The sequence below is a fragment of the Archaeoglobus fulgidus DSM 4304 genome (assembly GCF_000008665.1).
In the GTDB taxonomy this organism is placed as follows: Archaea; Halobacteriota; Archaeoglobi; order Archaeoglobales; family Archaeoglobaceae; genus Archaeoglobus; species Archaeoglobus fulgidus.
This window is the reverse complement of sequence record NC_000917.1, coordinates 1,744,983-1,768,152: the sequence shown is the minus strand read 5'-3', so window position 1 is coordinate 1,768,152 and position 23,170 is coordinate 1,744,983. Positions and strand designations below refer to the sequence as shown.

Sequence of the window (23,170 nt, the reverse complement as noted above, 5' to 3'; positions counted from 1 at the left end):
TTTTCACTCTCAGAAGTTAAACTTTCTCTCCAAACCTCTCCTGAAAGAACTTGCCCGCAACCTCCGCTATTTCGAGACCGAGCGGATAAACGCTTTCATCAATCTTGAAGTTTTTCTCCGTTCTCTCAAGCATCTGAACCGGAAAGAATCTCCACTTCTTTCTGGGGAGTTTTAGGGCAACGTATGCTTCAGCCCCAAACCCCCTTGCGAACGTTACCAGCTGCTCAACCTCATCTGCAGAGAGGTAGAGGGGCAATTCTTTCCGCATCTTTACCTCTATAGCCAAATAAGTCCTTCCATTTCCCGCAACTATGTCCGGGCAGGGAAAGGGGGAAACTCCGCTGCCCGCAACTCTTATTGCTGCGAATCCAGCTTTCCAGAGTTCTACAAGCAAATCTCTTTCAAATCTCGTGCCCTTGCTCTTCATCCAATCAACCAGAAAATTTTTTAATTATTTATTAACTTTACGTATGGCGAAGCTTCTTGTTTTGATCGTGAGCGGAAAGGAGGCAAGGGAGAAGGCCGTTGCTGGGCTGGTTTTTGCGGCGAACTCAATGAAGTTCGGCTGGGCTGAGAAGGTGGAGATAATCTTTTTCGGCCCTTCAGAGGACTTGCTTGTGGAGGACGAGGAGTTCAGAAATCTCGTTTTGAGCCAGCTTGGCGAATACAAGCCCCTCGCCTGCAAATTCGTTGCGGACATGAAGGGATATGCCGACAAGCTGGACTTTACGAGGCTTGAGTATATTGGTGAGCTGGTGAACAGACTCATTGATGAAGGCTTTACGCCCATGGTTTTCTGATTACTTTATTTTTCTCGGGTCGGTAATTTCTCCGTAGATTGCCGTTGCTGCCGCTACTGCAGGATTCACAAGGTAGATTTTGCCCTCAGGACTTCCCTGCCTGCCGATGAAGTTCCTGTTGGAGGTTGACACACTAACCTCTCCGCTTGCAATCAAACCAAAGCTTCCTCCCATGCACGGCCCGCAGCACGGGGCCTCAACCAGCGCTCCAGCGTCAACGAATATCTCAATCAGCCCTTCCTTCAAGGCCCTCCTGTACTCCCTGTGGCTTGCAGGAATGACTATTAATCTGACATTTGACGCAACCTTCTCTCCCTTTAGTATCTCAGCCGCAATCTTCAAATCCTCGTATCTGCCGTTGGTGCAGGAGCCGATGAAAACCTGATCAACCCTCGTCCCCTCAACCTCCGATATTCCAACCACGTTGTCAACTCTGTGCGGGGCAGCGACCTGAGGCTCCATTCCAGTCACATCAAGCTCAACTTCCTGAAATTCAGCATCCTCATCGCTTTTCAGCAGCTCTCCCTCATAGGGCCTGCCCATTGCCTTCAAATATTCAAGCGTTGTTTTGTCGGGCTCCACAATTCCAGCCTTGCCTCCCATTTCAATGGCCATGTTGCACATGGTCAGCCTATCAGACATTCCAAGCTTTTCCACAACCTCTCCGCTGTAGATGCAGGCCTTGTAGTTCGCTCCATCAGCCCCAACCATTCCGATGAGCTTGAGCACTATGTCCTTGCCGTAAACGTGCTTTTCCAGCTTACCGTGGACGTTGAATCTGATTGACTCTGGAACCTTGAACCACAGCTTTCCCATCGCCAAAACGAAGCCCATGTCTGTTGAGCCTATACCTGTGGCGAAAGCTCCCAAAGCCCCATACATGCACGTGTGGCTGTCGGCCCCAACAATCAGCATTCCGGGCTCAACGTGGTTTTCAACCATTATCTGGTGGGCAATTCCCCCTTTAACATCGTAGTTCAGAATCCCCTGCTCCTCAGCAAACTTCCTCAGCATCTTGTGGTTTTCTGCAGCATGCACGCTGTCCGCCGGCACCTGATGGTCGAAGGCCATAATCACCTTGCTTTTGTCCCAGACCTTTGCATCACTGCCGAGAATTTCCCTGAAAGCTTTAATCGCGAGAGGAGCGGTTATATCATGAATCATGGCGAGGTCGATGTTTGCCATTACGAATTCTCCTGCTTTCACTTCCTTACCGCTCGCCTTTGAAAATATCTTTTCTACCAGTGTCTGAGCCATGTTAAAGCCAAAATTGGGGGTGATAAAAACTTTGCTGGTAGGCACAAGATTTTTAAGCAGATTCGCTCAGTAAGCTATCGAACCCGCCTTAGCTCAGAGGTAGAGCGTGGGACTGTAGTCCGCCACTCCGCGGCAGGCGGAGATCCCATGGTCCCCGGTTCAAATCCGGGAGGCGGGACTTGAATGCTTTGGTTTATATCCCTACTCATTTTTTATACTCTAAAATCGAATAATGAATGAGGTTTGTGGAATTTGAAGAGGGTTCGCTGAAAGGCGAAAAGAGGCTGCTTGAGGAGATTGAAAGCTGTGGTGAGTGGGAAAGCTTATATTATTTTCCCACCTACTCTCGTTGCCAAAAGATACGGTCTCGACATCGTGAAGATATTCACGAGCGTTATGGCGATCTGCGGAATAGACGATGAGAGGCCGCTCAAAGCGGCTATATACATCAGAGACTACGGTCTCGGAGTCTTCGACGCCTTTCACGCTGCCTACTGCGGGGGGAAGATAATCAGCTCCGATTCCGTCTACGACAGAGCAGGAGTTGAAAGGGTCAGGCTGGAGGAGATGTAGCAGTTTCAGACCACATTTGCCCCATGACCTCCGGCATCGCAGTTTGCATCTATCAGCGAGCCCATCACTCTCTGCCTGTTTGGCGGGCAATGTGGAAAAAGTCGGCGACGCTTCAGCCCCACCGAGGGCCGAAATTATTCATGGCGTATACAGAATATTTTTTGAACAAAAACCGTTATCTAATTTGACATTCGACATTTTATGTGGTGGTTGGCCTTGAAAGGTATGAGGCGATAAACAGGGGAGAGGCGCTGGCCAAATTTCAGATAGCCAAGCGAATTAATGCGGAAAAGGCTGAGAGTCTTGATGAAATGCTTGAGATTCACCGCAAACTGAAAAGGGAATTTGCAAAAGTCCTCGAAAGCGGAGATGTTCCCGATGAAAAGCCCGATTACTCTTTCATGCACCTGAAAAGGGATATTCTGTATGAAATGCTGAAAAGCTGCAACTTCTGCGAGCGAAGGTGTGGTGTGAACAGGTACGAGAAGAAGGGGTTTTGCAAATGTGGGGTTACGAGCTACTTCAGCAGCGAGTTTCTGCATGTTGGCGAGGAACCTGAGCTTGTCCCTTCCCACACAATCTTCTTCAACCGGTGTACCTTTGCGTGCGTTTTCTGCCAGAACTACGACATCGTTTACGAGGACGACTACATCGTCGATGCAAGGGAGCTTGCCTACATCATTGATGTTAGGAGAAGGCAGGGGAGTAAGAACGTTAACTTTGTCGGAGGAAATCCCGACCAGCACGCCCACACCATTGCTGAAATTCTGCTTTACGTCGAGTCGAACGTTCCGGTTGTGTGGAATTCGAACATGTACCATAGCGAAGAGCTTGCGGAGGTAATTGAGGATTTTGTTGACGTCTGGCTTGGGGATTTCAAGTACGGAAACGATGAGTGCGCAAGGAAGTACTCAAAGGTTGCCAACTACTGGAAGGTTGTCACGAGAAACTTTTTGAGAGCTAAGGAGAACGGGGAGCTTCTCATAAGACATCTGGTGATGCCGAATCATATTGAATGCTGCACAGAGCCGATTGTGAGGTGGGTGGCCGAGAATCTTGGCAGGGATACGAGGTTCAACCTGATGTTTCAGTACTATCCAACCTTCAAAGCGTGGGAGTATCCAGAGATAGCGAGAAGGTTAACGCGAGAGGAGATGGAGAAAGCTGCGAGAATTGCGGAGAAGTACCTGAGCAACCTGGTATGATTGAAGAGCTTGTTGAAATTCTGGACAGGATTGAGAAGGCTGCGATGCAGAAGATGCTGAAGAGGGACATCTATTCTGCCGAACTTTTGGCAAGGAGAGGAGAAATTGCCGTGCTGCGCTCATCGGGATTCATAAGGACCGGAAGCGCTGTTGCTGAGGTTGAGGGCGATGCAGCGTATCCCATCGGCTGGGTCGTTGATGCGAGGCGATACGGAAATGCCTACCTGCTGGCTGTGAAGGAAGTGGAGGAGTTTGAGGGCGAGGCAATTGTAGAGGCTGAGAACGTTGTGAGCATAATGCTGAGAAGAGAGGCTGCGGAAAGAGCGGACGAGATTCTCCATTTCAGTTACTGGAGCGGTGAAATCAAGGAGCTGGACGCTCCGGGCTACCTCGACAGGTGGCAGAAAAAGTGCTACCATGCAACCTGCTCGCTTGATGAAGGGGAGATATTGCTCGTAGTAGGCCCACCGGGCAGCGGTAAGACCACCTTTATTGCGGAGGCTGCGAGAAAGCTCTCGGAGGAGGAAAGAGTTTGGGTGACGTCGAACACGAACATTGCGGTTGACAACGTTCTTGAGAAGCTTGAAAGAGCGCTCAGAATAGGCCATCCGTCAAAGATAACGGCTGGTGTGAGGAGGCACAGCGTTGAGTATAACCTGCTGTCTGGGATAAGGTTTTCAGACTACAGGGAGTACGCTTCAAAGGTGGCGGAGGCTTACAGAGAGATTGCGAGGATACAGAACGACATGATCAGGAAGGGTAAGATCGTCGTTGGTTCGACAATTTTAAAGGGGATGATGAGCGCCTTGAAAAACTACGACTTCGACACGGTGATAATTGATGAGGCGAGCAACACCTGCATTTCAACAGCCCTTCTTGCTCTGGAGAAGGCTGAAAAAGCCGTGGTTGTTGGAGACCCCTATCAGCTTCCACCCGTTTACGAAGTTGGAGGGCACAAGGCAGCAAAGTTCAGCGCCTACAACTTTCTGATCAATATTTACGGCAAAAATTTATGGCTCAGAAGGCATTACAGAAGCAATGCAAAGATTGCTGAGTTTGCGGCAAGGCACGTTTACGGATTTCTTGAAATTGACGAGAAATGCCGCAGAATAAAAATTGAGCCGTGCAAAACAACCATTCCCGAGGTGGGAGACCCCGAGAAGCCGCTTGTTTTCATCGACTGCAACGGTGTTGAGAGGAGGGAGGGGAGGTCGAAGGTAAATGAGGAGGAGGCAGAGGTCGTTGCGATGATTGCCGAGGAGCTTGCGGAGTGCGTGGGAGAGGAGAACGTTGGAGTCATAACGCCCTACGTCAAGCAGGCTGAGCTTATAAGAGGCATACTTTCCGAGTTCGGTGTGATGGTTGAGGTTAGCACGGTTCACAGCTATCAGGGGAGGGAGAAGGACGTGGTGATTTACTCGATAACCGCAACCGGCAATCCCTACTTCGCGTCGGAAAAAAGGCTCTTCAACGTTGCTCTGACAAGAGCGAGAAAGAAGTTCATCGCTGTTGGAAACTCAAAGGCCCTCGAAGGAAAGAACCTCTTGCTCACGAGGTTCATGGTAGCCGCAATAAAAGAGGGAGGGTTCGTCAGACTGCGTTAGGCGAGCAGAGCAGCCCCCACAGCACCAACAATCTGCGGCTCGGGAGGTGTTTTAACCTCCATCCCGAACTCCTTTTCGAGGGCCTTCTTCATCGCCTTGTTTTTCGCAACCCCTCCGGTTAAAACGATGTCCGGCTCTATTTTAACTCTCCTGGCCATTGCCGCAATTCTCGACGCTATCGCCTCGTGTATCCCAGCAACTATGTCCTCAACCTTTTCCCCTGAGGCGAGATGGCTGATAACCTCCGACTCGGCAAACACCGTGCATGTTGAGGAGATTTTCGTGGCTTTGGTAGCTCTTTCAGCCACGTCCCCAAGCTCCTCCACTTTTAGATTCAGCGCTGCGGCCATGACTTCAAGGAATCTTCCCGTTCCAGCAGCGCACTTGTCGTTCATCACGAACTCGGCAACCTTTCCGTTCTCGATGGCAATCACCTTGCTGTCCTGCCCTCCAATGTCCACAACAGTTCTCGCTGTTGGAATGAAGTAAATCGCCCCCCTTGCGTGGCAGCTTATCTCCGTCACCTTCTTGTCCGCAAATCCGACCTTGTTTCTCCCGTAGCCCGTTGCGACAATCCTTTCCACCTCCTCCCTCCCTATTCCTGCAGCCTTAAGCGTTTCCTGAAAAACCCTCTCTGCCGTTTCCTCCAGATTGGGGGAGACCTTTATGACCTTGTAGGCTATCAGCTTTCCGTCCCTCATCAGGGCGCATTTTGCAGTTAAAGACCCGATATCGATGCCTGCCGCTATCATGGATTCACCTGAGCATTTCGAGAAAGGCCTCAAGCCTTGTCTCAACCTGAGCCTCGCTGAAGGTTCTTGAGTCCACCATATCAGCCTCTATAATCACCGATGGAACCTCTATCATCTTCTGCAGCTCGTACTGGCCGAATGAGTACGGCTTGCAGCTCCTGTTTGAGTGTATAACAGCGCCATCGACATCATAGTAGTCTATGAGCCTGTTGATGGCCTCGGCCATGTGCTCAAGTCCTATATTGAGGTAGATGAAGGTGTAGGTCTCTGCCATGCTCCAGAAGATGTCGCTCTTATCGATGGAAATGAATCCCGTCCAGGCGTTTGTGTATGTGTCCGCTACGAGGCAAGCATTTCTTTCCGCGAAAAACTCCGAAAACCACTTCAGCCTGTACCACACAGGAATGTTGTCCCAGAGGAGCCTTATTTCCTCGTTCTCAATTGCTCCCTCCCCCCTCTTAACCCTCTCCTCAAGCTCTTCCTTCATTTCGGCGTAGAACTGCACTGGGTAATCAGTTCCCCTTAAACAGACTATGGGAGCCATGTTTATGAAAGCATCGAAGCATGTCAGCGGTGAGGGCTTGTGTCTGGCCATTCCGAGCACTTCGGCATAGGCCTTCACGCCCTGAATCGATTTGATTACTGTATCCCTGAGCTTCGAGTCGCTCAACTCTCTTCCTGTGGTTTTCTCAAGAAAGTCAACAAACTCGTAAAGCTGGTCGTGTACGTACTTGACATAGCTTTCCTTGAGCTCCTTCCTCACGAAGGGAGTGTCAAGAACGAAAAGCGGCACCTTGAATATCCTGCTCAGCACCTCGTACCACTTCACAACTGTATTGCAGATGTTGTTGCAGGCGAAGAGGAAAGTCGGCTCTGGCAGCCCTCCGATGGGGCTGGTTCCTGCAAAAACACACCCTATGTCGCAGCGGGCGTAGGAGCAGAGGTCTCTCGAAAACCCCTTCCTTTCTGCGAAGTCGCTGAAGTATGGCCCCTGCTTTGCCGCGCCAATCAGAGCACCGTGGTTTTCGGGGTAAACTGGATAAATGTCCATCGCGTAGAGCAGCTCCACTGGAGCTCCGCTGGTTATCCACCCTTTAACCTCAGCCTGGTTTCCCATCATGTAGTAGCCGGCCATGATCTGCTTCATTCTGTCGTTGGCTCTCAGCTTCTTCAGAGTCATGCTATCACCTCGTAGAAAGCCTCAATCCTCGTCCTCAACTGCTCGATTGAAGCGATGGGAAATTCAAGTTCGAGCAGGAGAACTTTCTTGCCCATCTCTTCAAGCCTCTCTTTAAGCTGCGGGTAATCGTAGAAGTGCGGCTCGCAGAACTTGAGCAGCAGGAACACAACCCCGTCGCAATCCTTGGCCATTTCAAGGATATATTTGAATCTATCGTCATTTGGGAAGTGCTTCGTCGGGCAGGGGGCTTTTTCAAAGTACTTGTCCACCAGAAACCTCAACCCCTCATCAACCGACCCTATTTCTCTCGGCGGTGTGTTGAAGGTGAAGAACCTCGTTCCCGTGCAGATGTCGTCTTTAAGGGCAAAACCCGCCTCCTCGAACAGAGTGTAAACTTCCACAAAGGGACACACGCTTCCGGTAATCAGAACCCTCGGTTTTCCACCTTCGCTTTCAGCTTTTCGCAGCCTCTCATCCACGAACTTTATCGCTTCTCTTACATTCATCTCCTGAACTCTCTTTGCTGCTTCGTAGTCAGGCTTGAGGCTGAAAAGCCTTTTAAGCTTCTCTTCAAGCTCGTGATAAAGTTTTAGACTCTCCCTCAAACTCTCGAGTGTAACACCACCGCCCCACTCTTCGAGAACTTTGACGAAGTCCTTGAGCTCGTTGAAGTAGTAATCCTTGCTTCTCTCCTCAACCCTCGTGGGGAATTCGATGTTGTAAACTCTCATATCTGTGTTTCTCTCCCAGATGTCGGCTAATCGCATGAGAGTGTCGCAGCACCTCGTGAAAACAACCGCCTGAACATCTAGCTCTCCTCTTAGAGCCCTCTCAAGGCTCCCCCTTGCCTGAGAGCAGGCGTAACTCTGAATATGTGCTGTGGCGAGGCTGATTTGCATGTCACCAGCAAAAATCCTTATTGGTGTGAAGCCCGCAGCGTCGATAAGCTCTTTTGGAGTGTAAGTGCAGAGATATCCAACATTCATGGAGTGTTCTGCGAACTTAAAAAATTAAAAATTTTCCGAGAAGAGATTACTTGGCAAGGACAATTTCAATTGTAGAAACGTTAGACCTTCTTCCCTGCTCGGATTCGAGCTCCTCGGTGTCGATCTTAATCTCCTTGACCTTAACACCGGGCATGAATCTGTTCCTGACGATCTCTGCCACATCCACTGCTCTGCTGATGGCCCTGCCTCTCGCCTTAATTACGACTTCATCTGCCCCCTCGTTCAGCTGTGTCAGTGTTGCCAGCACGTAGTTCATTACAGGCTTGTTTCCGACATAGACGACGTGTTCTGCCATGTTTTTCTCACCTCAGCAAGTCTTGAAGGAAAAGGAATTTAAATTTTGTTGAAAAATAATTAATCATTAAATTTACTTTCTCGCGACGGGCATGCTTCTCAGCCATCCCAAGTCCGGCAGGTAAAGTCTTCTGAGGTCCTTGAGTCCGATTTTGAGCATTGCAAGCCTTCCTATACCAAGTCCCCATGCTAGAACCTTGCCTCTGATTCCGAGCGGTTCGGTCACCTCTTTTCTGAAAACTCCTGCCCCACCAAGCTCAACCCATCCCAGTCCCTCGACGTAAACCTCAGGCTCAACGCTCGGCTCGGTGTAGGGGAAGTAACCGGGCCTGAATCTTACGTCCTCAAACCCCATTTTCGTGAAGAACTCCTTAAGTAAGCCGAGAAGGTGCTTGAATCCGACATCCCTATCGAGGACAACTCCTTCGAGCTGGTCGAACTCTGGCAGGTGGGTGGCGTCAATAGTCTCCCTTCTGTAAACCCTGTCGATGCAGAAGGCCTTCTGCGGAGGTTCCGGGTTCTCCGCAAGGTAGTGTATGGTTATTGCTGTTGTGTGGGTTCTGAGAACAAGCTGTCTGGCTTTTTCAAGGCTCCACTCTCCACCCCATCCCGTTGAGCCGGTAATCCAGCCGTTTTCGTGCGTTGCTTTAACCCTCTCCACGATTTCCCCTTCGAGGTCGATGTAGCGGTCTAGGTAGAAGGTGTCCTGCATGTCCCTTGCCGGGTGGTCCTGAGGCTGAAACAGAGCGTCGAAGTTCCAGAAAGCCGGCTGGACGTAGTGACCCTTTATCTCAGTAAAGCCCATTTCGAGGAATACCTTTCTGCACTCCTCGATTATTCTCTCATACGGATGTATCTTCCCCCCGTAAATCTCCTTTGCAGGAATTGTTATATCATACTTCAAAAACTGCTTTCCCCTCCAAGTGCCCTCGAGAAGCATTTCTGGAGTTAGGTCTGTGATTATGTCCTCAAGCTCAATTTCCGGTTTCTTCATGACCTCTATGTATACCTGCTTGGTTTCTGACTTTGTTACAAGCTTCCTTTTCATCAGAGTTTTCAGAGTGCCTTCATCAACACCTCTCCCCTCCTTGATGGCCTGAAGCGCTGCCCTTTCATCGAAGCTCGGCTCCCTCTTGGGAACGACTTTATCTCCCTCAACCTCCACCGCACCCTTTCTCCTCAGCCAACCCAGTGCTATCTGAAATTCCCTGCCCATTCTCTTTCGGAGCTCATCCATTGAGTTTACGCCACTTTTAACGAGTGAGTAGAGTTTCTCCTCAGGCAACCCCTCTTTAAGGTACCTCTCACCCTCCTCCGTTAGGCTGTAGTGTGTTCTCACGTTCTCTATAACTCTGACGTACCCCCTCTCCTGAAGCATGTAGGCAGCTTTAAGAACAGCATCCTTGCTCAAACCGGACAGCTCAGCAGCCTCCTCAGGTGTGTAGGTCTTCCCGGTTTCGAGAGAACGGAGCAGCATGAGTTCAATTTTTGAAAGCATAAGCTGAGTAGTAGAAATGTTTTAAAGTGTTTCTTCAGAGATATTAAACAATTAATTGAGGTGGTTAGATGGAAAGAGCGGTTGATATTGTGGAGAAGCTGAAGGGTGGGGAGATTAAGCCCGCAGAGCTCGTTGAGGAGTGTTTGGAAAAAATTGAGAGGCTGAATCCGAAAATAAACGCTTTTGTAACTCTGAACGAGAAGGCGATAGAGGAGGCTAAGAAGGCAGATGTAAGCACACCTCTCGCCGGTTTGCCGATAGCCATCAAGGACAATGTCGAGACGAGGGGGATAAGGACGACGTACTGCTCAAAGTTTTACGAAAACTACGTTCCCGAAGAGGATGCTGTGCTTGTTGAAAGACTTAAGAAGGCCGGAGCGGTCATTATAGGAAAGACCAACATGCCGGAGTTCGGACTTATAGCATACACCGACAACCCGATGTTCGGCCCCACCAGGAATCCCTGGGACCTCTCAAGGACTGTAGGAGGGAGCAGCGGTGGAAGTGCGGCTGCTGTGGCAGCAGGAATACTGCCGGTTGCGAGCGGAAATGATGGTGGAGGGAGCATAAGAATTCCCGCGTCCTTTTGCGGTCTTTACGGGCTGAAGCCGAGTTTCGGCAGGGTTCCATGCTATCCCTCCCTGCCAATCTTCATTGGTCTGCACTCCGAGGGATTTCTGACGAGATACGTTGAGGACACCGCCTTGATGCTCGATTTGGTCAAGGGATGGGATATAAGGGATGTGAAATCATTGCCGGACGAGGAATTCAGCTACCTGAAAGCCATTGAAGAGCATCCGGATGGTGTTAGAATTGCTTTCTCTCCCGACCTCGGCTACGCGATTGTAGATCCTGAAGTGGAGGAGAAGGTCAGAGAAGCGGCATTCAAGCTGGAGAAGTTCGGTGAGGTAGAGGAGGTGAAGCTGAGCCTTCCAAACCTTGAGCAGGAGCTTGTGACGAAGGTCGTTCTTGAGGTTGTGACCTTCATCGGCGACAGAATGGCGGAGTGGGAGAAAGTTGCTTTTCCACCGTATCTCGGATTTATGGCCCTGGCCCAGTCTTTGACCTTCAGAGAGTACATCAAGATTGAGGAAAGAAAAATGGAGCTGTGGAAGGCTCTGAGAGGGATTTTTGAGGAATACGACTACCTCATAACACCGACTGTAGCATGCAAGCCCTTCGAAATTGGCAAACTCGGCCCGGAGGAGATTGCAGGTAAGGCGATAACGCCAATAGGATGGATGCCCTTCACGTACCCCTTCAACTTCACCGGACAGCCAGCAGCTTCGATTCCGGCAGGGTTCAGCAAGGAAGGCCTGCCAATAGGAATGCAGATTGTCGGAAAGCCTTATGATGATGTGGGAGTCTTGAAAGTATCAAAAGCCTTTCAGGACGTCTCTCCCTGGCAGGATAGGTATCCCGAACTTTAATTTTTTAAAAAACTTATGGGAAGGGCTTTCCTCTGTAGAGGATGTCCTTCAGGTACTCCTTTGTCGCCTGCGGAATTTCAAGCTCCATTATTCTGTCTTCTACCTCCTTGATTTTGTATTCGAAAGTCTCGAACGACACGTGGAGGGTCTTTGTGTCCACAAGGGCAAAGGTCGGCTCCCTGCCGAGTCCCGCTATTCCCGGACAAACTATTTTTCCTATTTTGGTGTTTACCGCGTACGGTTCCCTTCCTGCAACTGCTATCACCTCATACTTTTTCAGGTCGGCGTACTTTGCCTCGTAGTACGACGGTGGCTGGTTCTCAGCGGGCATCTCGTCGGGATTCTCCAGGAGCCCATAGGTGAAGTAGAACTCATTCCAGTCGAACTTTTCGGCAATGAACCTTTCAGTCATGTTTCTAACCCACTTCCTTCCCTCATGTCCAAGCTCGTCCCAGTAGATGTCCATCACTTCCACAAGCTCTTTCCCCACCGCTTCCTCCTTTTCCTCATCGCTCAGCTCGTTCCATTTTGCAAGCAGCCTGTCGTATTTTCCTGATACAACGCTGATTATTTTCCCCTGCCCTCCTGAAAGGAGCTTGTAAGTTTCTTCGGGGTAGGGCATTAAACCGAAGGCGGATAGAATGTAAATTTTCTTTACATCCGTTCCCTCTTCCTTCATCTTCTCCACTATCGACAGAACCTCTGCAAGCGCTGGGAGGTTTGAGTGCAGGTTTGAGAGTATCGCAATCATATCCACTCCGAGTTCTCTCCGTAATATATGCTTTTCTTAGCCTGAAATTTGAAGGTCTAAGTGAAAGCCCTCTCAGTCGTTTAATAGCTAAAACAAGACCGAACCAAGGATGTATCCCGCAATCGCACCGAAGTTGACGAAGGGCAAGCCGGGATGCGCCCCTCCACGCTTCTCCACGATGTAGAGCAAAATCATAAGCCCGGCAAAACCTCCGATGAGAGCAAAAAGAGCAGGAAGCTTGATGAAACCGACTGATGGAGAATTCGAGAAGTACTGGGCGGAAACTACGAGGATATTGGGCATAACTGCATCCCCAACTCCCATATAGGCGTTTCCGTCCTTCCGCGGAATGATGAAGAGCATAGGAGCGTTTATCGCTGTGACGGATTCGGCGAGCTTTATCATGTGCCTCGTTCTGTAAACCGAGATTGCATCGTAGGCTGCAAGAACTGCGAGCAAGATTATCACTGGCAGCGGCTCGAGGCTTATGCCGAAGATTGCTGTAATTCCAGCGGCAAGCATCAGGGCGGAGAAGTTGATGACCAGCCAGTAGGGCTTTTTGATTAGCAGAATTACAACTCCGATGGAAAGGGGGATTGCCAGAATCCCTATGAAGGGAGAAAGGACGTAGAAGATTGACAGAAAGGTGAGGAAGTATATCACCGCCTTCAGAACGGCAGAGAATTTCACGGCGAGGAGAATGAAGGCCGTAAATCCAATAATCAGGCCGAAGTAAAGTAAGGAGTTTGAAACATCCGAAGGGTTCTCGAAAACGACCATTCCCGCCTCTTCATACTTCGGCATCGCTGCTAAAGCGAGTAAGGCGGTGAGAAGAAAAAGCAAGCCGAAGAGGTATCTCAACCTACCACCTTCAGCCTTATCGGCAGGTTCTTAGCCAGAGCGAGCCTCAAGCTCTTCCCACCCTCCTTATCCTTCCTGATCCGTATCCACCCCTTCCTGCTCACCAAAGCCGTGAACAGGTACTCATCCCCCGCATAGACGTCCACAGTCCTGCCCTCAAGCCCCTTTGCGTGGATGACGTAGTGCTTTCCGCTCTCCTCCACACTCGCCTCTACCTCCTCTTCAACTTCCTTAGGAATGACGTCGATTGAAATTTTGAACTCGTCCTCGATATTCTTTATCCTCCTCCCCTTTCTTCCTATCAGCGTGGGAATGTGCTTCTCAGGAACCTTTATCACCGCTTTTCTTCCAACCATCTCCACCTCGAAGTCGTCAACGTACTTGGAAATCTTCTCCTCCAGCGCAGCCTTCAGGTTTTCGTCTGTCTCAATGGGCATCACCACAACCTGCTCTCCGTAGGTGTAGATCTCGTATTCAAGATTCTTGGTCTCAAAGTCCCTGACCTCTATAACAGGTCTCGCCAGATCAGCTTCCGTCATCCCTGTTGGCACTTTGACGGTAAAGGAAAGCTCGTAAACCTTCACTATTCTGCCAGCATCGATGAAAACAACCGTGTCAACAACCTGTGGAATCATTCCGAGCTCCACCCTGCCTATCATTCTCTGTATCGCGTCAACCGCCCTTGTGGCGTGTGTTACTCCGATCATTCCAACCCCAGCTAAACGCATATCCGCGAAAACCTGAAAGTCTGACGTTCTCCTGAGCTCGTCGTAGATTGTATAATCAGGCCTTACCAGAAGAAGGATGTCCGAAGTCAGGGACATGTCCCCCTCAAGCGGCGCATACTGAGTAATTTCATCTCTCACCATCAAATCTCTTGGACTCTCCATTGTTTTGACAATGTATCCGTTCTCAAGCAGGAAGTTTGCCACACTCGCCGCGAAGGTTGACTTTCCCGCTCCGGGCGGGCCGGATATGAGAATTCCCCTCTGCCTCTCCACTATTCTGCGCTTCAGCTCCTCGCTAACTCCATATTCATCAATTGAGACCTGAGCTATCGGCCTCACTGCTGTAATCTCCATCCTGTCCGCAAAGGGTCTCTCTGCAATGGCAATTCTGAGTTCCCTGAGCTGAACCACTGTTGCACCTCTCCTCTCGATCTCGATGCTGCTGTCCTCGTCCTGCCTCGCAGCCTCCAGAATCTCGTTGGCAATCTCGTTAAGCTCTTCGTAGCTCATCGGCCTGTCATCGAGCTTTACGAGCTTCAGGTCTCCAATTCTCCCTCTCTTGGCGTAGGGAGGCACACCCTCCCTCAGATGCACGCTCGCCGTGTCGGGGGTGAAGAAGGACATTATTCGGGTGTTTTCGGGTCTTACAACCCTAGGCCTGACGTAGATGGTTTCTATGCCCTTTGCCCTCGCCACCAAGTGCTGAACCCTGTCGGAGGTTACGAGAACAGCATCGAACTCGGCAGCAACTTCCCTTATCAGATTGTCTATCTCCCCTCCCTTTGCAAGTCTGATGTGCTCAAGCTTTGGCCTCTCCCCCGCAAAAATGACCTCAAATCCCTTATCCTTTGCGAGCTTCGTAAGCTTCTCGATTTCGCTGAGCCCCTGAAAGCCTGTCATCTTGCCAAAGTTGGCCTGAGCTTCAAGCTCCGCCATTACGGCTTCAGGAACTATTATCGTTCCTTTAATCTCCCCACTTTCAAGCATTTCGGTTACTCTTCCTGATATAACCACACTGGTATCAACAACGTACTTCATCTCCTTCCAACCTCCTGTAGAAGCATGAGTAATTGCCCGTATGGCAGGCATTACCCTTCTGCTCTACCAAATAAAGCAGAGCATCACAATCACAGTCGTATCTGATTTCAACCACTCTCTGGACATTTCCTGAAGTTTCTCCCTTTTTCCAGAGCTTCTTTCTGCTCCTGCTCCAGTAGTGAGCGAAACCTGTTTTGAGGGTGAGCTTAATGGCTTCTTCATTGGCGTAGGCTAACATCAAAACCTCCTTCGTTTTAACATCCTGAGTGATGACGGGGATTAGGCCCTTCTCGTCGAACTGCAGTTCCATGCCTTAAATTGGCCGGGTGGTAAAAATAGGTTTTTGTGTTGTAAAAAATAGAATTTAATGTTTCCTTCTCAACAGAGCTATTGAGCCTATTACAGCCACAGCTACGAATGCCTCAAATCCGGGCGTACCCTTGGGTTGCTCTGCGGACTTCTCAGAAACTTCAAGCTCGCTGTCACCACCTATGTTCTCGTTTCCGAGCAGGGTCTTTACCGTGCCGCTGAATTCCAGCTTTCCAGCCTTCTCGACCTTAACGGTGTACTGCAAAGTCATGTCCTTTAGCTGCTCACCATAAAAAGCCCACTTCAGCTTCCCCTCACTCACTGTCGCTTCAGGACTGCTTGAGATGTAGCTTGCACCATCGGGAATGCTCTCTTCAATTATTGCTCCTGCCGGCTTCTCGCTGCCAATAGTAAGGGCAAGAGTGACGGTGATTTCGTCTCCAACCTTAGCCGAATCTGGCAAATCTCTTGTAACCGTGATCTGAGCTGAAACGGCGGGGATTGAAAGAATCAGCAGCACCAATGCCAACCACAAAGCTCTCATCCTCAGCACCCCTTATCCCACACTTCAACAACCTGCAGAAGCTCAAGGTCGGAGAGCTTGCCCTCAGACCACTGGGTGATGTAGTTGAGCAGCATGCTGTCGGTAACAGGACACGGCGGCCAGTTCGTCCTGGATGGCATGACTTTTATGCTGGTATCCCCCACAATGGTTCCCGCATTGGTGTCAGTCTCCCAGATGCCGTTGAAGTAGTACTCTCCAGCCGCATTTCTTGGCAGGCAAAGCTTATACTCAATCTCCTGCTCTTTCAGCCCGTTCTTGTCCATAAGCAGCCACTTCGCCGTTCCATTTCCGTATGAGGATGGTGCGATGGATGGTGATGCGAATCTGAACTGTTGTGGGTAGTTTTCAGTTATTATCATCCCCGTAACTCCCGAAGCTGGTTTCACGTAGAGCTTGACTGGAATGCAGGTCAGCGGGGAAGCTTCGGGTGGTAAAGCTCTTTCAACAACGCTGGTTTCGAGGACTGTCTGGGTTATCTTGGTAAGACAGCTGCAGAAGGGATTTCCGTAGGAGTCTCTCATCAGTGTGCACTCTCCCCTCTCGCATCCTCCAACACACTTTCCGCTCTCCCTGTCGTAGTGGCAGGCCTGCTCACCTTCCCTGAAGCAGTAGGAGTAAACCTCCCATTCCTCTCCTGTTCTCTCGTCTTTCACCTTCTCAACGGCACACGGATTTGGATTGCATGCTTGTGGGTTGCTGAATACCTCCTCTGCCTTTTCTTTCGGCATACACTCGCATCCTGCTGGGCAGATGTTCACGGGCTTGCAGGCGCACTCTCCGTAAACCACCTTGCCCGTCTTCGGGTCTCTTACAATGGTGTTTAGATTGCACTGCCCGACGTCGCAACCGCCAACGCACTGCTCCTTCTCGTAGTCAAAGTGGCACTTTTGAGGCGTGACTCTGTAGCAGTAGTTTCCAGCAAGGCAGGTTTCGGCAGCACAGCGCTCAACTGTGTAGCCTGCAGACTGGTACTTCTTAACCGTCTCCTCGTTGAGACATTCGCAGCCTGCAGGGCAGGTTATGGGCTTACACTCACAGGATGGTTTGCAGCCACTCCAGCACTCTTCATAGACTTTCTTGCACTCCTCCTCAGGAACGTCGCCCTTCAGGCACTCCTCGTACTTCATCTTGCAATCTTCGACGCAAAGCTGGTAATCTGCCGAGAACTCGCACTCTCCACTCTCGCAGTAGCCCGTGCAGACAGATTTTGCTCTGTCAAAGTGACACTTTTCGGCCTCTCTGAAGCAGTACTTGTAAACTCCATGCTCAGCATCGATTACACCACACCTTATCAGGTTTCCTGCAGAGTCCTGACAGAACTCCATGCCCTTTGCATACCCCTCCTCCTTGGAGAGGCACTCACATCCAGCTGGGCAGATTTCCTCAACCTTCCTGTAGCAGTACTTGCCATCACCGCATGGCTGGGAAGTGCAGCGCTCGAGCTTTATACCAGAGGACTCGTACTTCTTCACCTCCTCATCGCTCAGGCATTCGCAGCCAGCAGGGCAGGTGGGGGAGGAGATTTTGTAGCACATTCCCTTTTCGCTGCACTTTTCCTCGCCGCACTTTTCAACTACATACCCCTCCTCCAGATATTTCCTTACCTCCTCGTCAGTGAGGCACTTGCAGCCCTCAGGGCACTCGTAGGGCTTCTTATAGCAGTGCTTTACCACATTATCCCCGATGAGACCGCACTCATAATCTCCGCAGGGCTCTGTGTAGCCCTTTTCTTTTGCCTCCTCATCCGTCAGGCACTCGCATCCGAAGGGGCAGGAAACATTTGCAGTGCAGTTGTCCCTGAAGCAGTACTTCGGAGTTTTCTCATCGTAACCGCAAATCGCATCGCCACAAAGAGTTGGGCAGGTAAACTTTTCCTTCGCCTCCTCCTCTGTCAGGCAGTTGCAGTTGTCAGGGCAGGTTGCTGGAGTGGTTGTGGTGGTAGTGGTGGTTGTTGTAGGAACAGCCTTCCAGCAGTACATCGGAACCTTTACCACTGCTGTCGGGGTTTGTGAGATGGTGTAGTCGCAAACATCATCGCTGCAAAGCTCCGTGTATCCCTTCTTCTCCGCATCCTCCTTGGTTAAACAAACGCATCCCTCAGGACAGACAGGTTTGGAGAAGCAGTAAAGGAGCTTCCCTTCCTTTTCCCCGCAAACCATCATCTGGTCTCCGCACGTGGTCAATCCCTCAGCCTTCGCCTCCTCTTCGGTCAGGCAATAGCAGTTATCGGGACAGGTGTAGGTCTGGAAGCAGTATTTGGGCTCCCCCTTGGTTGTTTCACCGCATGGCTTATCCGAGCAGAGCTTGCTCAGCCCGTACTTTTCAGCTGTCGCCTTGTCAAGGCAGGCGCAGCCCTCAGGGCACTGGGCCTGCACCATTGCAGCAAGAAGCAGGACTCCAAAAAGGCCCGCTACAAGAACACCAATTCGCATGAAAAATTTTTAACTTTTTCTTTAAATAGGTTTCGAAAAGTTTTGTGGGCTTTTAATGGAAAATTGGAGGTTTAGGGAAGTCTAAAGTATGATTTTCGAACTTCGGAACGTGTGAACTTGTTAAAAGTCCACTGATTTTAAAAAATGAAAAGTTAAATCCTTCTTCTGCTCACTGCAAGAACCAAGGCTAAAGCTGCAAGCACTTCCAGCGCCTCAAACCCCGGAGTTCTCTTCACCTCGCTTGGAGTAATTGTGGTGGCTGTAACTGTTGTTGCACCCCCCTCTAAATTCTCAGCACAGTCAGCATCTTCACCCTTCGTGCAGTCAGGGTCGCAAATACCATCCTTTACTGCATCACAGTATCCATCCTCCTCCCCGGAACTGCAATCCTGAGGGCAGGATGAGTAATTTTCAGGAATCCCGCAAACTCCATCCCCACACGTTGTCTCCTCAAAGCTCAGGCCCATGAGCTCAGCAACCTCCACCTCCCTTCCGTCTGGCAAAACACAAACAAGGCAGCTCTTGCAGTCCTCTCTCTCCACATGCTTCGCCTCGTAGCCCTGCTTTGCACAGTAGCTGTATTCCAGCGCAACCACTCCCCTGTAGAAGTCCCACGCATTCACAGCTTCACCGTTGGGCAGGACGCATTTGCCAACGTCACCGTAGGGGGAGGAGAAGATTACGTAATTATAGCCCATGGCCTCACAGTAGACTGCAGAGGGATTTCTGAGGGCTGAGGCTGCTGGGAGCAGCAGGATTAGAGTGAGAAAGCAGAGCAAAACCCTCCTCATTCAAACCACCTCTCTCCCTTTACAACGTGGAAGGAATCTCCCCTGTCTCCGTGAATGATATCATCCTTACCATCTCCGTTGAAATCAGCCACAGCAAACCCATCCCCGAATTCAAAGTTAAAGCGCATCTCACCCAGCAATGCACCGTGCATGTTGTAAACCCTCACCCAGTCGTCCCTGTCTCCATGCACAATCTCATCAACGCCGTCGCCATTCAAATCACCGCATTGCAGCGCATCTCCCTGCTCGAAGTCAAGCTGGAACTCACTCAGCTTTGTCCCATACATGTCGTAAACCCTCACCCAGTCACCTCTGTCTCCATGCACTATCTCATCTTTTCCGTCACCATTAACGTCTCCAACGCAGATTCTGTCTCCCTCTTCGAAGTTCAGCTGGAAGCTCGCAACCTGATTGCCGCTGGCACCGAGAACACTTATCAAATCCCCTCTGTCTGCATGCACAATCTCATCAACGCCATCTCCGTTGACGTCTCCGGCTGCGATGTCATCGCCCTCCTCGAAGTCGAGGTAAAAGCTGCTGACAACCCCAACGGGTGGTTGGAAGTGGATGCTAACTTCATCCCCTCTGTCGGCGTGTATGACATCCATCCTTCCGTCCCCATCCACGTCTCCAGTGGCTATTCTGTCTCCCTCTTCAAAATCCATCTGCTCACTGCTCTGCAACCCTCCAAGGTTGAAAATCTGCAGCAGGTCTCCTCTGTCAGCGTGCACGATCTCAGCCATACCGTCTCCGTCCAGATCCCCAGCAGCGAGGCCGTCCATCATCTCGAAGTCGGCATGAAGAGTGTAGTCCGATGGAATAACGTAGTAGGCCCCGTTTTTGATGTCGCTGTATTTAAAGCCCGAATATGGGATGTAGGCGTAGCCATACTCGTGCCATACGTCATGCGAAAAACCGCTGAAAACTCCCCAGCTGTTCTTGAGTATCCAGCATCCTGATTTCCCGTATTTCTGCGTGCAGATGGTGCTCAGGTCATCGTAACCTACGAGAAGCAATGCGTGCTCCCAGTTCTCCGAAGCCACCGAGAGGGGTCCGTGGCATATCAGGGCTCTTTTCAGGGCTTCAACGTTACTGCTGACCTTCCCCCTGTAAACTGCCCCCTCTGTCCTGTCCTCCCAGTCACCGCACTTACTCCCGCAGTTCCCGTTGGTTGCGGTGTAGGGAAAGCATGACTCATCCGGAACGCCGTTGTTTATGATGAAGTTGAGAGCCTTGTGGGGCCAGCCACCATCACAATCTCCGCTGCTCGCCCAGCACCAGTCACCAATTCCCACCTCACAGTCCTGCTCGCAGCTCAGAAGGTGCTGCTCGGAGAGGTCTATGCTTGAGCTTGCACCCGATTCGACAATGAGTGCAGATTCCAGAGCTGCGACGGCAGAATGTGCCCAGCAAGACCCGCAGCTCCCCTGATCCCTGACAGCGGAAAGTCCCGTGTAGTCTCTCCAGTCGAATCGAGATGGCAGCGATGCCATGTCGCACCTGTTGCATGGCAGACAGCTCCCTCCGCAATCAATCCCTTCCTCATCCCCGTTCTGCACACCATCGCTGCAGGTGGAGGTGAAGGTAAGTATCCTGCTGGCACAGTTGTTGTCCTCCCTTTCCTCATCCACGTCGTTTTGGACATCAATGCAAACGGTTATGGTTGTTGAACTGCTCTGCGGTGACCAGTGGAGAAGCCTGTATGTCTCTATCCCGCCCGGAGAAATGGATGACACCTGAAGAGTTGCAACCTGCTGCCCGTTCTCATAAACAACCACCTCGGTCTGGGGGCTTTCCGCCTTGCCGAAGTTCTGCAGCGGGATGTGGAGTGTCAGGTCTGAATTACCCGTCCCCTCAGTCCAGACCGCCCCCACCTGAAGGTCGGGCTTTTGCTGAACAAAATCTCTGCACAGCCAGACAACACTGAAGGCGTTGTTACCCTCATCAAGCTCTAAAACGCTGTCATCAACATCCGCCACGACCTCGAAAACGTTGCCCGTGCAACTTTCAATGCTGTATCTCCTGTAGAAAGCCTCCTCTCTCGATTCTTTCGGACTTAAAGGCCCGACATCGTCCACTGCAAATAGCTCCCCATCAACGAAAAGCCCCGCCTGAGAGCTGCAGGCATATCCATATCCCGTGTTTTTGATTTCGTAGTAAACTCTCAGCTCGTTGTTGTAGGACTCGTTCCATACCCTCACGACAGTTAAATCCGCCCCCTCAGAAGACGGAAGGCAGGATAACTCAACTTCCACCTCGTTGTTGCTCTCTGTGGATTCTAAAACTGTATTCTGTGAGTCCGCAACAACTCGGATTGTGTCCTTTTCTCTGCTACAAAGGACCTGAAAATTGAAGCTGAACAGCTCTTCCTCTCCCGGCTGGAGGGGTGGAATGCTGAAGGTCTGAAGGAGTGTTCCGTCAATGTAAAGCTCCCCTTCCGCTGTAGGGCTCGCCCCATCCCCGGAATTCCTCACCTTAAATGTGACAGGGCTCTCCCTGTAGTCCAGCCTTTCGCAGTCCTCGCTTCTCTCCACTTCCACGCTTAAAACCTCAAAGTCAGGAGCTCCACGCCGGTAGCAGTATTTTTCCTGTCCATTCTCGTATCCGCAGAATATTTTTCCGCACGGGTCCATTTTCAGCTTCTCCGCCTCAGATTTGGTCAGGCACTCACATCCTTCCGGACAGCTCTGAACCTCTCTGAAGCAGTACTTCGGCGTCTTTACCATTGCCGCCAAGCCGGAAACGCTGTATCCGCAAACCTCTTCCGAATACCTGACGTAGCTCCCGGAAGCCTCCTCCGCAGCCATGCAGCTCCACCCCGCAGGGCACTCGAAGAAGACGTCGAAGGTGCAGCTGCTGAAATCGTGGCAGATGTCGCCCTTAGATGTAGAAATGCACGCTCCGGGAGATACGGAAAGCTGGCCGGTGTTCTCAGCAACAAACGTTGAGCTGACGGTCAATGCTCCTGATGGCTCAATCACCTCTTTTGCGTGAAATCTGTAAATTTGTCCATCGCTACTCTTGAGGTAAGCCCCACCAAATCCGATGGTTACAGGCTCCTTTCCCGTGTTTCTGAGGTTGAACTTGTAGGTAACTGTGTCACCGACCTTGACAGGCTGATTCGACTCCACCAAAAAGCCGTAAAGCTGCAGAGAGTTCCAGATCTCCTCTCTCTCCTGCTGGCAGACGGGCGAAGCAGAGGCTGAGGCGACTGAGGCGAAAATGAGGGTGCAAATGACCAAGGCTTTGAGCAAGTTTTTCATCAAACCACCGATGGTCAGAACAGTCGGGCCGTTCCAACAGTTTTTAAGGGATGAATTACTTTATAAAATTTGCCTTTAAAACCCTCATTAACACAGTCACATTGACTTTAATACATTGATAAAAATAAATAAAAGATTAATAGTAAACAACTTCTCCTCCACTCTCGTCAACTCTCAGCACAATTTCCTGCTCCACCTGCTGGTAGTCAAATCTACTCTTTTCGAGGAATAGAGCAATGGTCAATGCATACTCATCGCTCTGCTCTGGTTTTACAACAAAGGTGAATTTCTTAGTCTCCTCTGCGGAAATCTCGAACTTATAGCGGATATTTGATTTAAGCTCCATTCCCTCCGGCACCCCTCTTTTTATCCCGACCATACCCTCGCAGTCGGAGTAAGCCTTGACGGTTGCGGTAATATTCACCGTCGAGCCGGGTTTGAGGTCTCCTTCGACGTCAACTGCAAGCTCTCCAAGCACTTCGGGCGGATAGTAATCCCTAATCAGATCTATAGCTGCATATGCAGCAGCAACCACATTCTGGTCTTTGGAGGTGCTTGCAACCTCTTTCAGATATTCAATGGCCCTATCACTGTCGTTGAGCATAACTGCAATCTGCGCCATTTCCAGTATTGCCTTCTCCTTCTCCTTTGGCGTTGTATCCCCCTCAATGACCCCCTTTAGCTTATCAAAGTAGCCGCTGTCAAGCGTAACGTTGTAGAGGGTTGCAGCTGGCTGGCTCTCCTGTCCACTCTCAGGTTGGCCCGGCTGTGAGCAGAGGGGGATTGAAGAGGCCAGCAGAATCACCAAAACAAGCAGTATCCACCTCATACT

21 protein-coding genes and 1 tRNA gene are annotated in these 23,170 nt (G+C 50.6%); 6 read left to right on the top strand and 16 right to left on the bottom strand.

Annotated elements, in window-relative coordinates:
* Positions 1-16 precede the first annotated feature (16 nt).
* Entirely contained in the window at positions 17-427 is a 411-nt protein-coding gene (gene hjc, locus AF_RS09870) for a Holliday junction resolvase Hjc (RefSeq protein ID WP_010879457.1), read from the bottom strand.
* Positions 428-470: 43 nt separating this feature from the next.
* Here hjc and AF_RS09865 point away from each other — a divergent pair, with 43 nt between their 5' ends.
* Positions 471-800, top strand: coding sequence for a hypothetical protein (locus AF_RS09865; RefSeq protein ID WP_048064500.1), 330 nt, complete (start codon positions 471-473; stop codon positions 798-800).
* Here the strand turns inward: AF_RS09865 and AF_RS09860 are convergent, their stop codons facing one another.
* The gene (locus tag AF_RS09860; protein ID WP_048064499.1) at positions 801-2,057 is read right to left on the bottom strand and encodes a 3-isopropylmalate dehydratase large subunit; all 1,257 of its coding nucleotides are present in this window, start codon (positions 2,055-2,057) and stop codon (positions 801-803) included. It abuts the gene before it with no gap.
* Positions 2,058-2,139: 82 nt separating this feature from the next.
* Between AF_RS09860 and AF_RS09855 the strand changes: the two genes are divergently transcribed.
* From AF_RS09855 to AF_RS09840, 4 genes are all read left to right on the top strand, one after another.
* Positions 2,140-2,235 (top strand) — tRNA-Tyr (locus AF_RS09855).
* A 110-nt stretch (positions 2,236-2,345) separates the two neighbouring features.
* Positions 2,346-2,630, top strand: coding sequence for a pilus assembly protein (locus tag AF_RS09850; protein WP_231487496.1), 285 nt, complete (start codon positions 2,346-2,348; stop codon positions 2,628-2,630).
* A 203-nt stretch (positions 2,631-2,833) separates the two neighbouring features.
* On the top strand, positions 2,834-3,835 hold the full coding sequence (locus AF_RS09845; protein ID WP_048064498.1) for a radical SAM protein: 1,002 nt from the start codon (positions 2,834-2,836) through the stop codon (positions 3,833-3,835).
* Positions 3,832-5,439 (top strand): DEAD/DEAH box helicase, encoded by a 1,608-nt coding sequence (locus tag AF_RS09840; RefSeq protein ID WP_048064497.1) that lies wholly within the window; start codon positions 3,832-3,834, stop codon positions 5,437-5,439. Before AF_RS09845 ends, AF_RS09840 begins: the two co-directional genes overlap by 4 nt.
* On the opposite strand, the gene AF_RS09835 is transcribed toward AF_RS09840, so the two are convergent.
* From AF_RS09835 to AF_RS09815, 5 genes are all read right to left on the bottom strand, one after another.
* A complete protein-coding gene (locus AF_RS09835; RefSeq protein ID WP_010879451.1) occupies positions 5,436-6,191 on the bottom strand; it encodes a BadF/BadG/BcrA/BcrD ATPase family protein in 756 nt (251 codons plus the stop codon). The genes AF_RS09840 and AF_RS09835 overlap by 4 nt on opposite strands.
* A gap of 4 nt (positions 6,192-6,195) precedes the next feature.
* Entirely contained in the window at positions 6,196-7,371 is a 1,176-nt protein-coding gene (locus tag AF_RS09830; RefSeq protein ID WP_010879450.1) for a 2-hydroxyacyl-CoA dehydratase subunit D, read from the bottom strand.
* Positions 7,368-8,357, bottom strand: a complete 990-nt coding sequence (locus tag AF_RS09825; RefSeq protein ID WP_010879449.1) for a 2-hydroxyacyl-CoA dehydratase subunit D — start codon at positions 8,355-8,357, stop codon at positions 7,368-7,370. The genes AF_RS09830 and AF_RS09825 overlap by 4 nt, the downstream gene beginning before the upstream one ends.
* Before the next feature lie 46 nt (positions 8,358-8,403).
* Positions 8,404-8,673 (bottom strand): DNA-binding protein Alba, encoded by a 270-nt coding sequence (gene albA, locus AF_RS09820; RefSeq protein WP_010879448.1) that lies wholly within the window; start codon positions 8,671-8,673, stop codon positions 8,404-8,406.
* 72 nt (positions 8,674-8,745) lie between these two features.
* Positions 8,746-10,170: a phenylalanine--tRNA ligase subunit alpha gene (locus AF_RS09815; RefSeq protein ID WP_010879447.1), complete on the bottom strand. Its 1,425-nt coding sequence runs from the start codon at positions 10,168-10,170 to the stop codon at positions 8,746-8,748.
* A gap of 68 nt (positions 10,171-10,238) precedes the next feature.
* On the opposite strand from AF_RS09815, the gene AF_RS09810 reads away from it, so the two are divergent.
* On the top strand, positions 10,239-11,600 hold the full coding sequence (locus tag AF_RS09810) for an amidase (protein ID WP_010879446.1): 1,362 nt from the start codon (positions 10,239-10,241) through the stop codon (positions 11,598-11,600).
* A gap of 13 nt (positions 11,601-11,613) precedes the next feature.
* On the opposite strand, the gene AF_RS09805 is transcribed toward AF_RS09810, so the two are convergent.
* The 9 genes from AF_RS09805 to AF_RS09765 form a co-directional block, all read right to left on the bottom strand.
* Complete coding sequence (locus AF_RS09805) at positions 11,614-12,351, bottom strand: hypothetical protein (RefSeq protein ID WP_048064496.1); 738 nt, start codon at positions 12,349-12,351, stop codon at positions 11,614-11,616.
* 87 nt (positions 12,352-12,438) lie between these two features.
* Positions 12,439-13,212 carry a presenilin family intramembrane aspartyl protease PSH gene (locus tag AF_RS09800; protein WP_048064495.1) on the bottom strand — a complete coding sequence of 258 codons (774 nt, stop codon included), beginning with the start codon at positions 13,210-13,212 and terminating at the stop codon, positions 12,439-12,441.
* Positions 13,209-14,978 (bottom strand): PINc/VapC family ATPase, encoded by a 1,770-nt coding sequence (locus AF_RS09795; RefSeq protein WP_048064494.1) that lies wholly within the window; start codon positions 14,976-14,978, stop codon positions 13,209-13,211. Before AF_RS09795 ends, AF_RS09800 begins: the two co-directional genes overlap by 4 nt.
* Positions 14,962-15,288, bottom strand: coding sequence for a phosphoribosyl-AMP cyclohydrolase (gene hisI / locus AF_RS09790; RefSeq protein ID WP_010879442.1), 327 nt, complete (start codon positions 15,286-15,288; stop codon positions 14,962-14,964). Before hisI ends, AF_RS09795 begins: the two co-directional genes overlap by 17 nt.
* A gap of 54 nt (positions 15,289-15,342) precedes the next feature.
* Positions 15,343-15,831 (bottom strand): hypothetical protein, encoded by a 489-nt coding sequence (locus tag AF_RS09785; RefSeq protein WP_048064493.1) that lies wholly within the window; start codon positions 15,829-15,831, stop codon positions 15,343-15,345.
* Positions 15,832-15,833: 2 nt separating this feature from the next.
* Positions 15,834-18,284 carry a hypothetical protein gene (locus tag AF_RS09780; RefSeq protein WP_010879440.1) on the bottom strand — a complete coding sequence of 817 codons (2,451 nt, stop codon included), beginning with the start codon at positions 18,282-18,284 and terminating at the stop codon, positions 15,834-15,836.
* A gap of 152 nt (positions 18,285-18,436) precedes the next feature.
* The gene (locus AF_RS09775; RefSeq protein ID WP_010879439.1) at positions 18,437-19,075 is read right to left on the bottom strand and encodes a DUF333 domain-containing protein; all 639 of its coding nucleotides are present in this window, start codon (positions 19,073-19,075) and stop codon (positions 18,437-18,439) included.
* Entirely contained in the window at positions 19,072-22,338 is a 3,267-nt protein-coding gene (locus tag AF_RS09770; protein WP_010879438.1) for a CARDB domain-containing protein, read from the bottom strand. The genes AF_RS09775 and AF_RS09770 overlap by 4 nt, the downstream gene beginning before the upstream one ends.
* A gap of 136 nt (positions 22,339-22,474) precedes the next feature.
* Entirely contained in the window at positions 22,475-23,167 is a 693-nt protein-coding gene (locus tag AF_RS09765; protein ID WP_048064492.1) for a COG1470 family protein, read from the bottom strand.
* Positions 23,168-23,170 lie beyond the last annotated feature (3 nt).

Bases quoted from the DNA above. Each gene is read 5' to 3' on its own strand.
- hjc (WP_010879457.1), bottom strand. From the start codon at position 427: ATGAAGAGCAAGGGCACGAGATTTGAAAGAGATTTGCTTGTAGAACTC.
- AF_RS09865 (WP_048064500.1), top strand. From the start codon at position 471: ATGGCGAAGCTTCTTGTTTTGATCGTGAGCGGAAAGGAGGCAAGGGAG.
- AF_RS09860 (WP_048064499.1), bottom strand. From the start codon at position 2,057: ATGGCTCAGACACTGGTAGAAAAGATATTTTCAAAGGCGAGCGGTAAG.
- AF_RS09840 (WP_048064497.1), top strand. From the start codon at position 3,832: ATGATTGAAGAGCTTGTTGAAATTCTGGACAGGATTGAGAAGGCTGCG.
- AF_RS09835 (WP_010879451.1), bottom strand. From the start codon at position 6,191: ATGATAGCGGCAGGCATCGATATCGGGTCTTTAACTGCAAAATGCGCC.
- AF_RS09830 (WP_010879450.1), bottom strand. From the start codon at position 7,371: ATGACTCTGAAGAAGCTGAGAGCCAACGACAGAATGAAGCAGATCATG.
- AF_RS09825 (WP_010879449.1), bottom strand. From the start codon at position 8,357: ATGAATGTTGGATATCTCTGCACTTACACTCCAAAAGAGCTTATCGAC.
- albA (WP_010879448.1), bottom strand. From the start codon at position 8,673: ATGGCAGAACACGTCGTCTATGTCGGAAACAAGCCTGTAATGAACTAC.
- AF_RS09815 (WP_010879447.1), bottom strand. From the start codon at position 10,170: ATGCTTTCAAAAATTGAACTCATGCTGCTCCGTTCTCTCGAAACCGGG.
- AF_RS09810 (WP_010879446.1), top strand. From the start codon at position 10,239: ATGGAAAGAGCGGTTGATATTGTGGAGAAGCTGAAGGGTGGGGAGATT.
- AF_RS09805 (WP_048064496.1), bottom strand. From the start codon at position 12,351: ATGATTGCGATACTCTCAAACCTGCACTCAAACCTCCCAGCGCTTGCA.
- AF_RS09795 (WP_048064494.1), bottom strand. From the start codon at position 14,978: ATGAAGTACGTTGTTGATACCAGTGTGGTTATATCAGGAAGAGTAACC.
- hisI (WP_010879442.1), bottom strand. From the start codon at position 15,288: ATGGAACTGCAGTTCGACGAGAAGGGCCTAATCCCCGTCATCACTCAG.
- AF_RS09785 (WP_048064493.1), bottom strand. From the start codon at position 15,831: ATGAGAGCTTTGTGGTTGGCATTGGTGCTGCTGATTCTTTCAATCCCC.
- AF_RS09780 (WP_010879440.1), bottom strand. From the start codon at position 18,284: ATGCGAATTGGTGTTCTTGTAGCGGGCCTTTTTGGAGTCCTGCTTCTT.
- AF_RS09775 (WP_010879439.1), bottom strand. From the start codon at position 19,075: ATGAGGAGGGTTTTGCTCTGCTTTCTCACTCTAATCCTGCTGCTCCCA.
- AF_RS09770 (WP_010879438.1), bottom strand. From the start codon at position 22,338: ATGAAAAACTTGCTCAAAGCCTTGGTCATTTGCACCCTCATTTTCGCC.
- AF_RS09765 (WP_048064492.1), bottom strand. From the start codon at position 23,167: ATGAGGTGGATACTGCTTGTTTTGGTGATTCTGCTGGCCTCTTCAATC.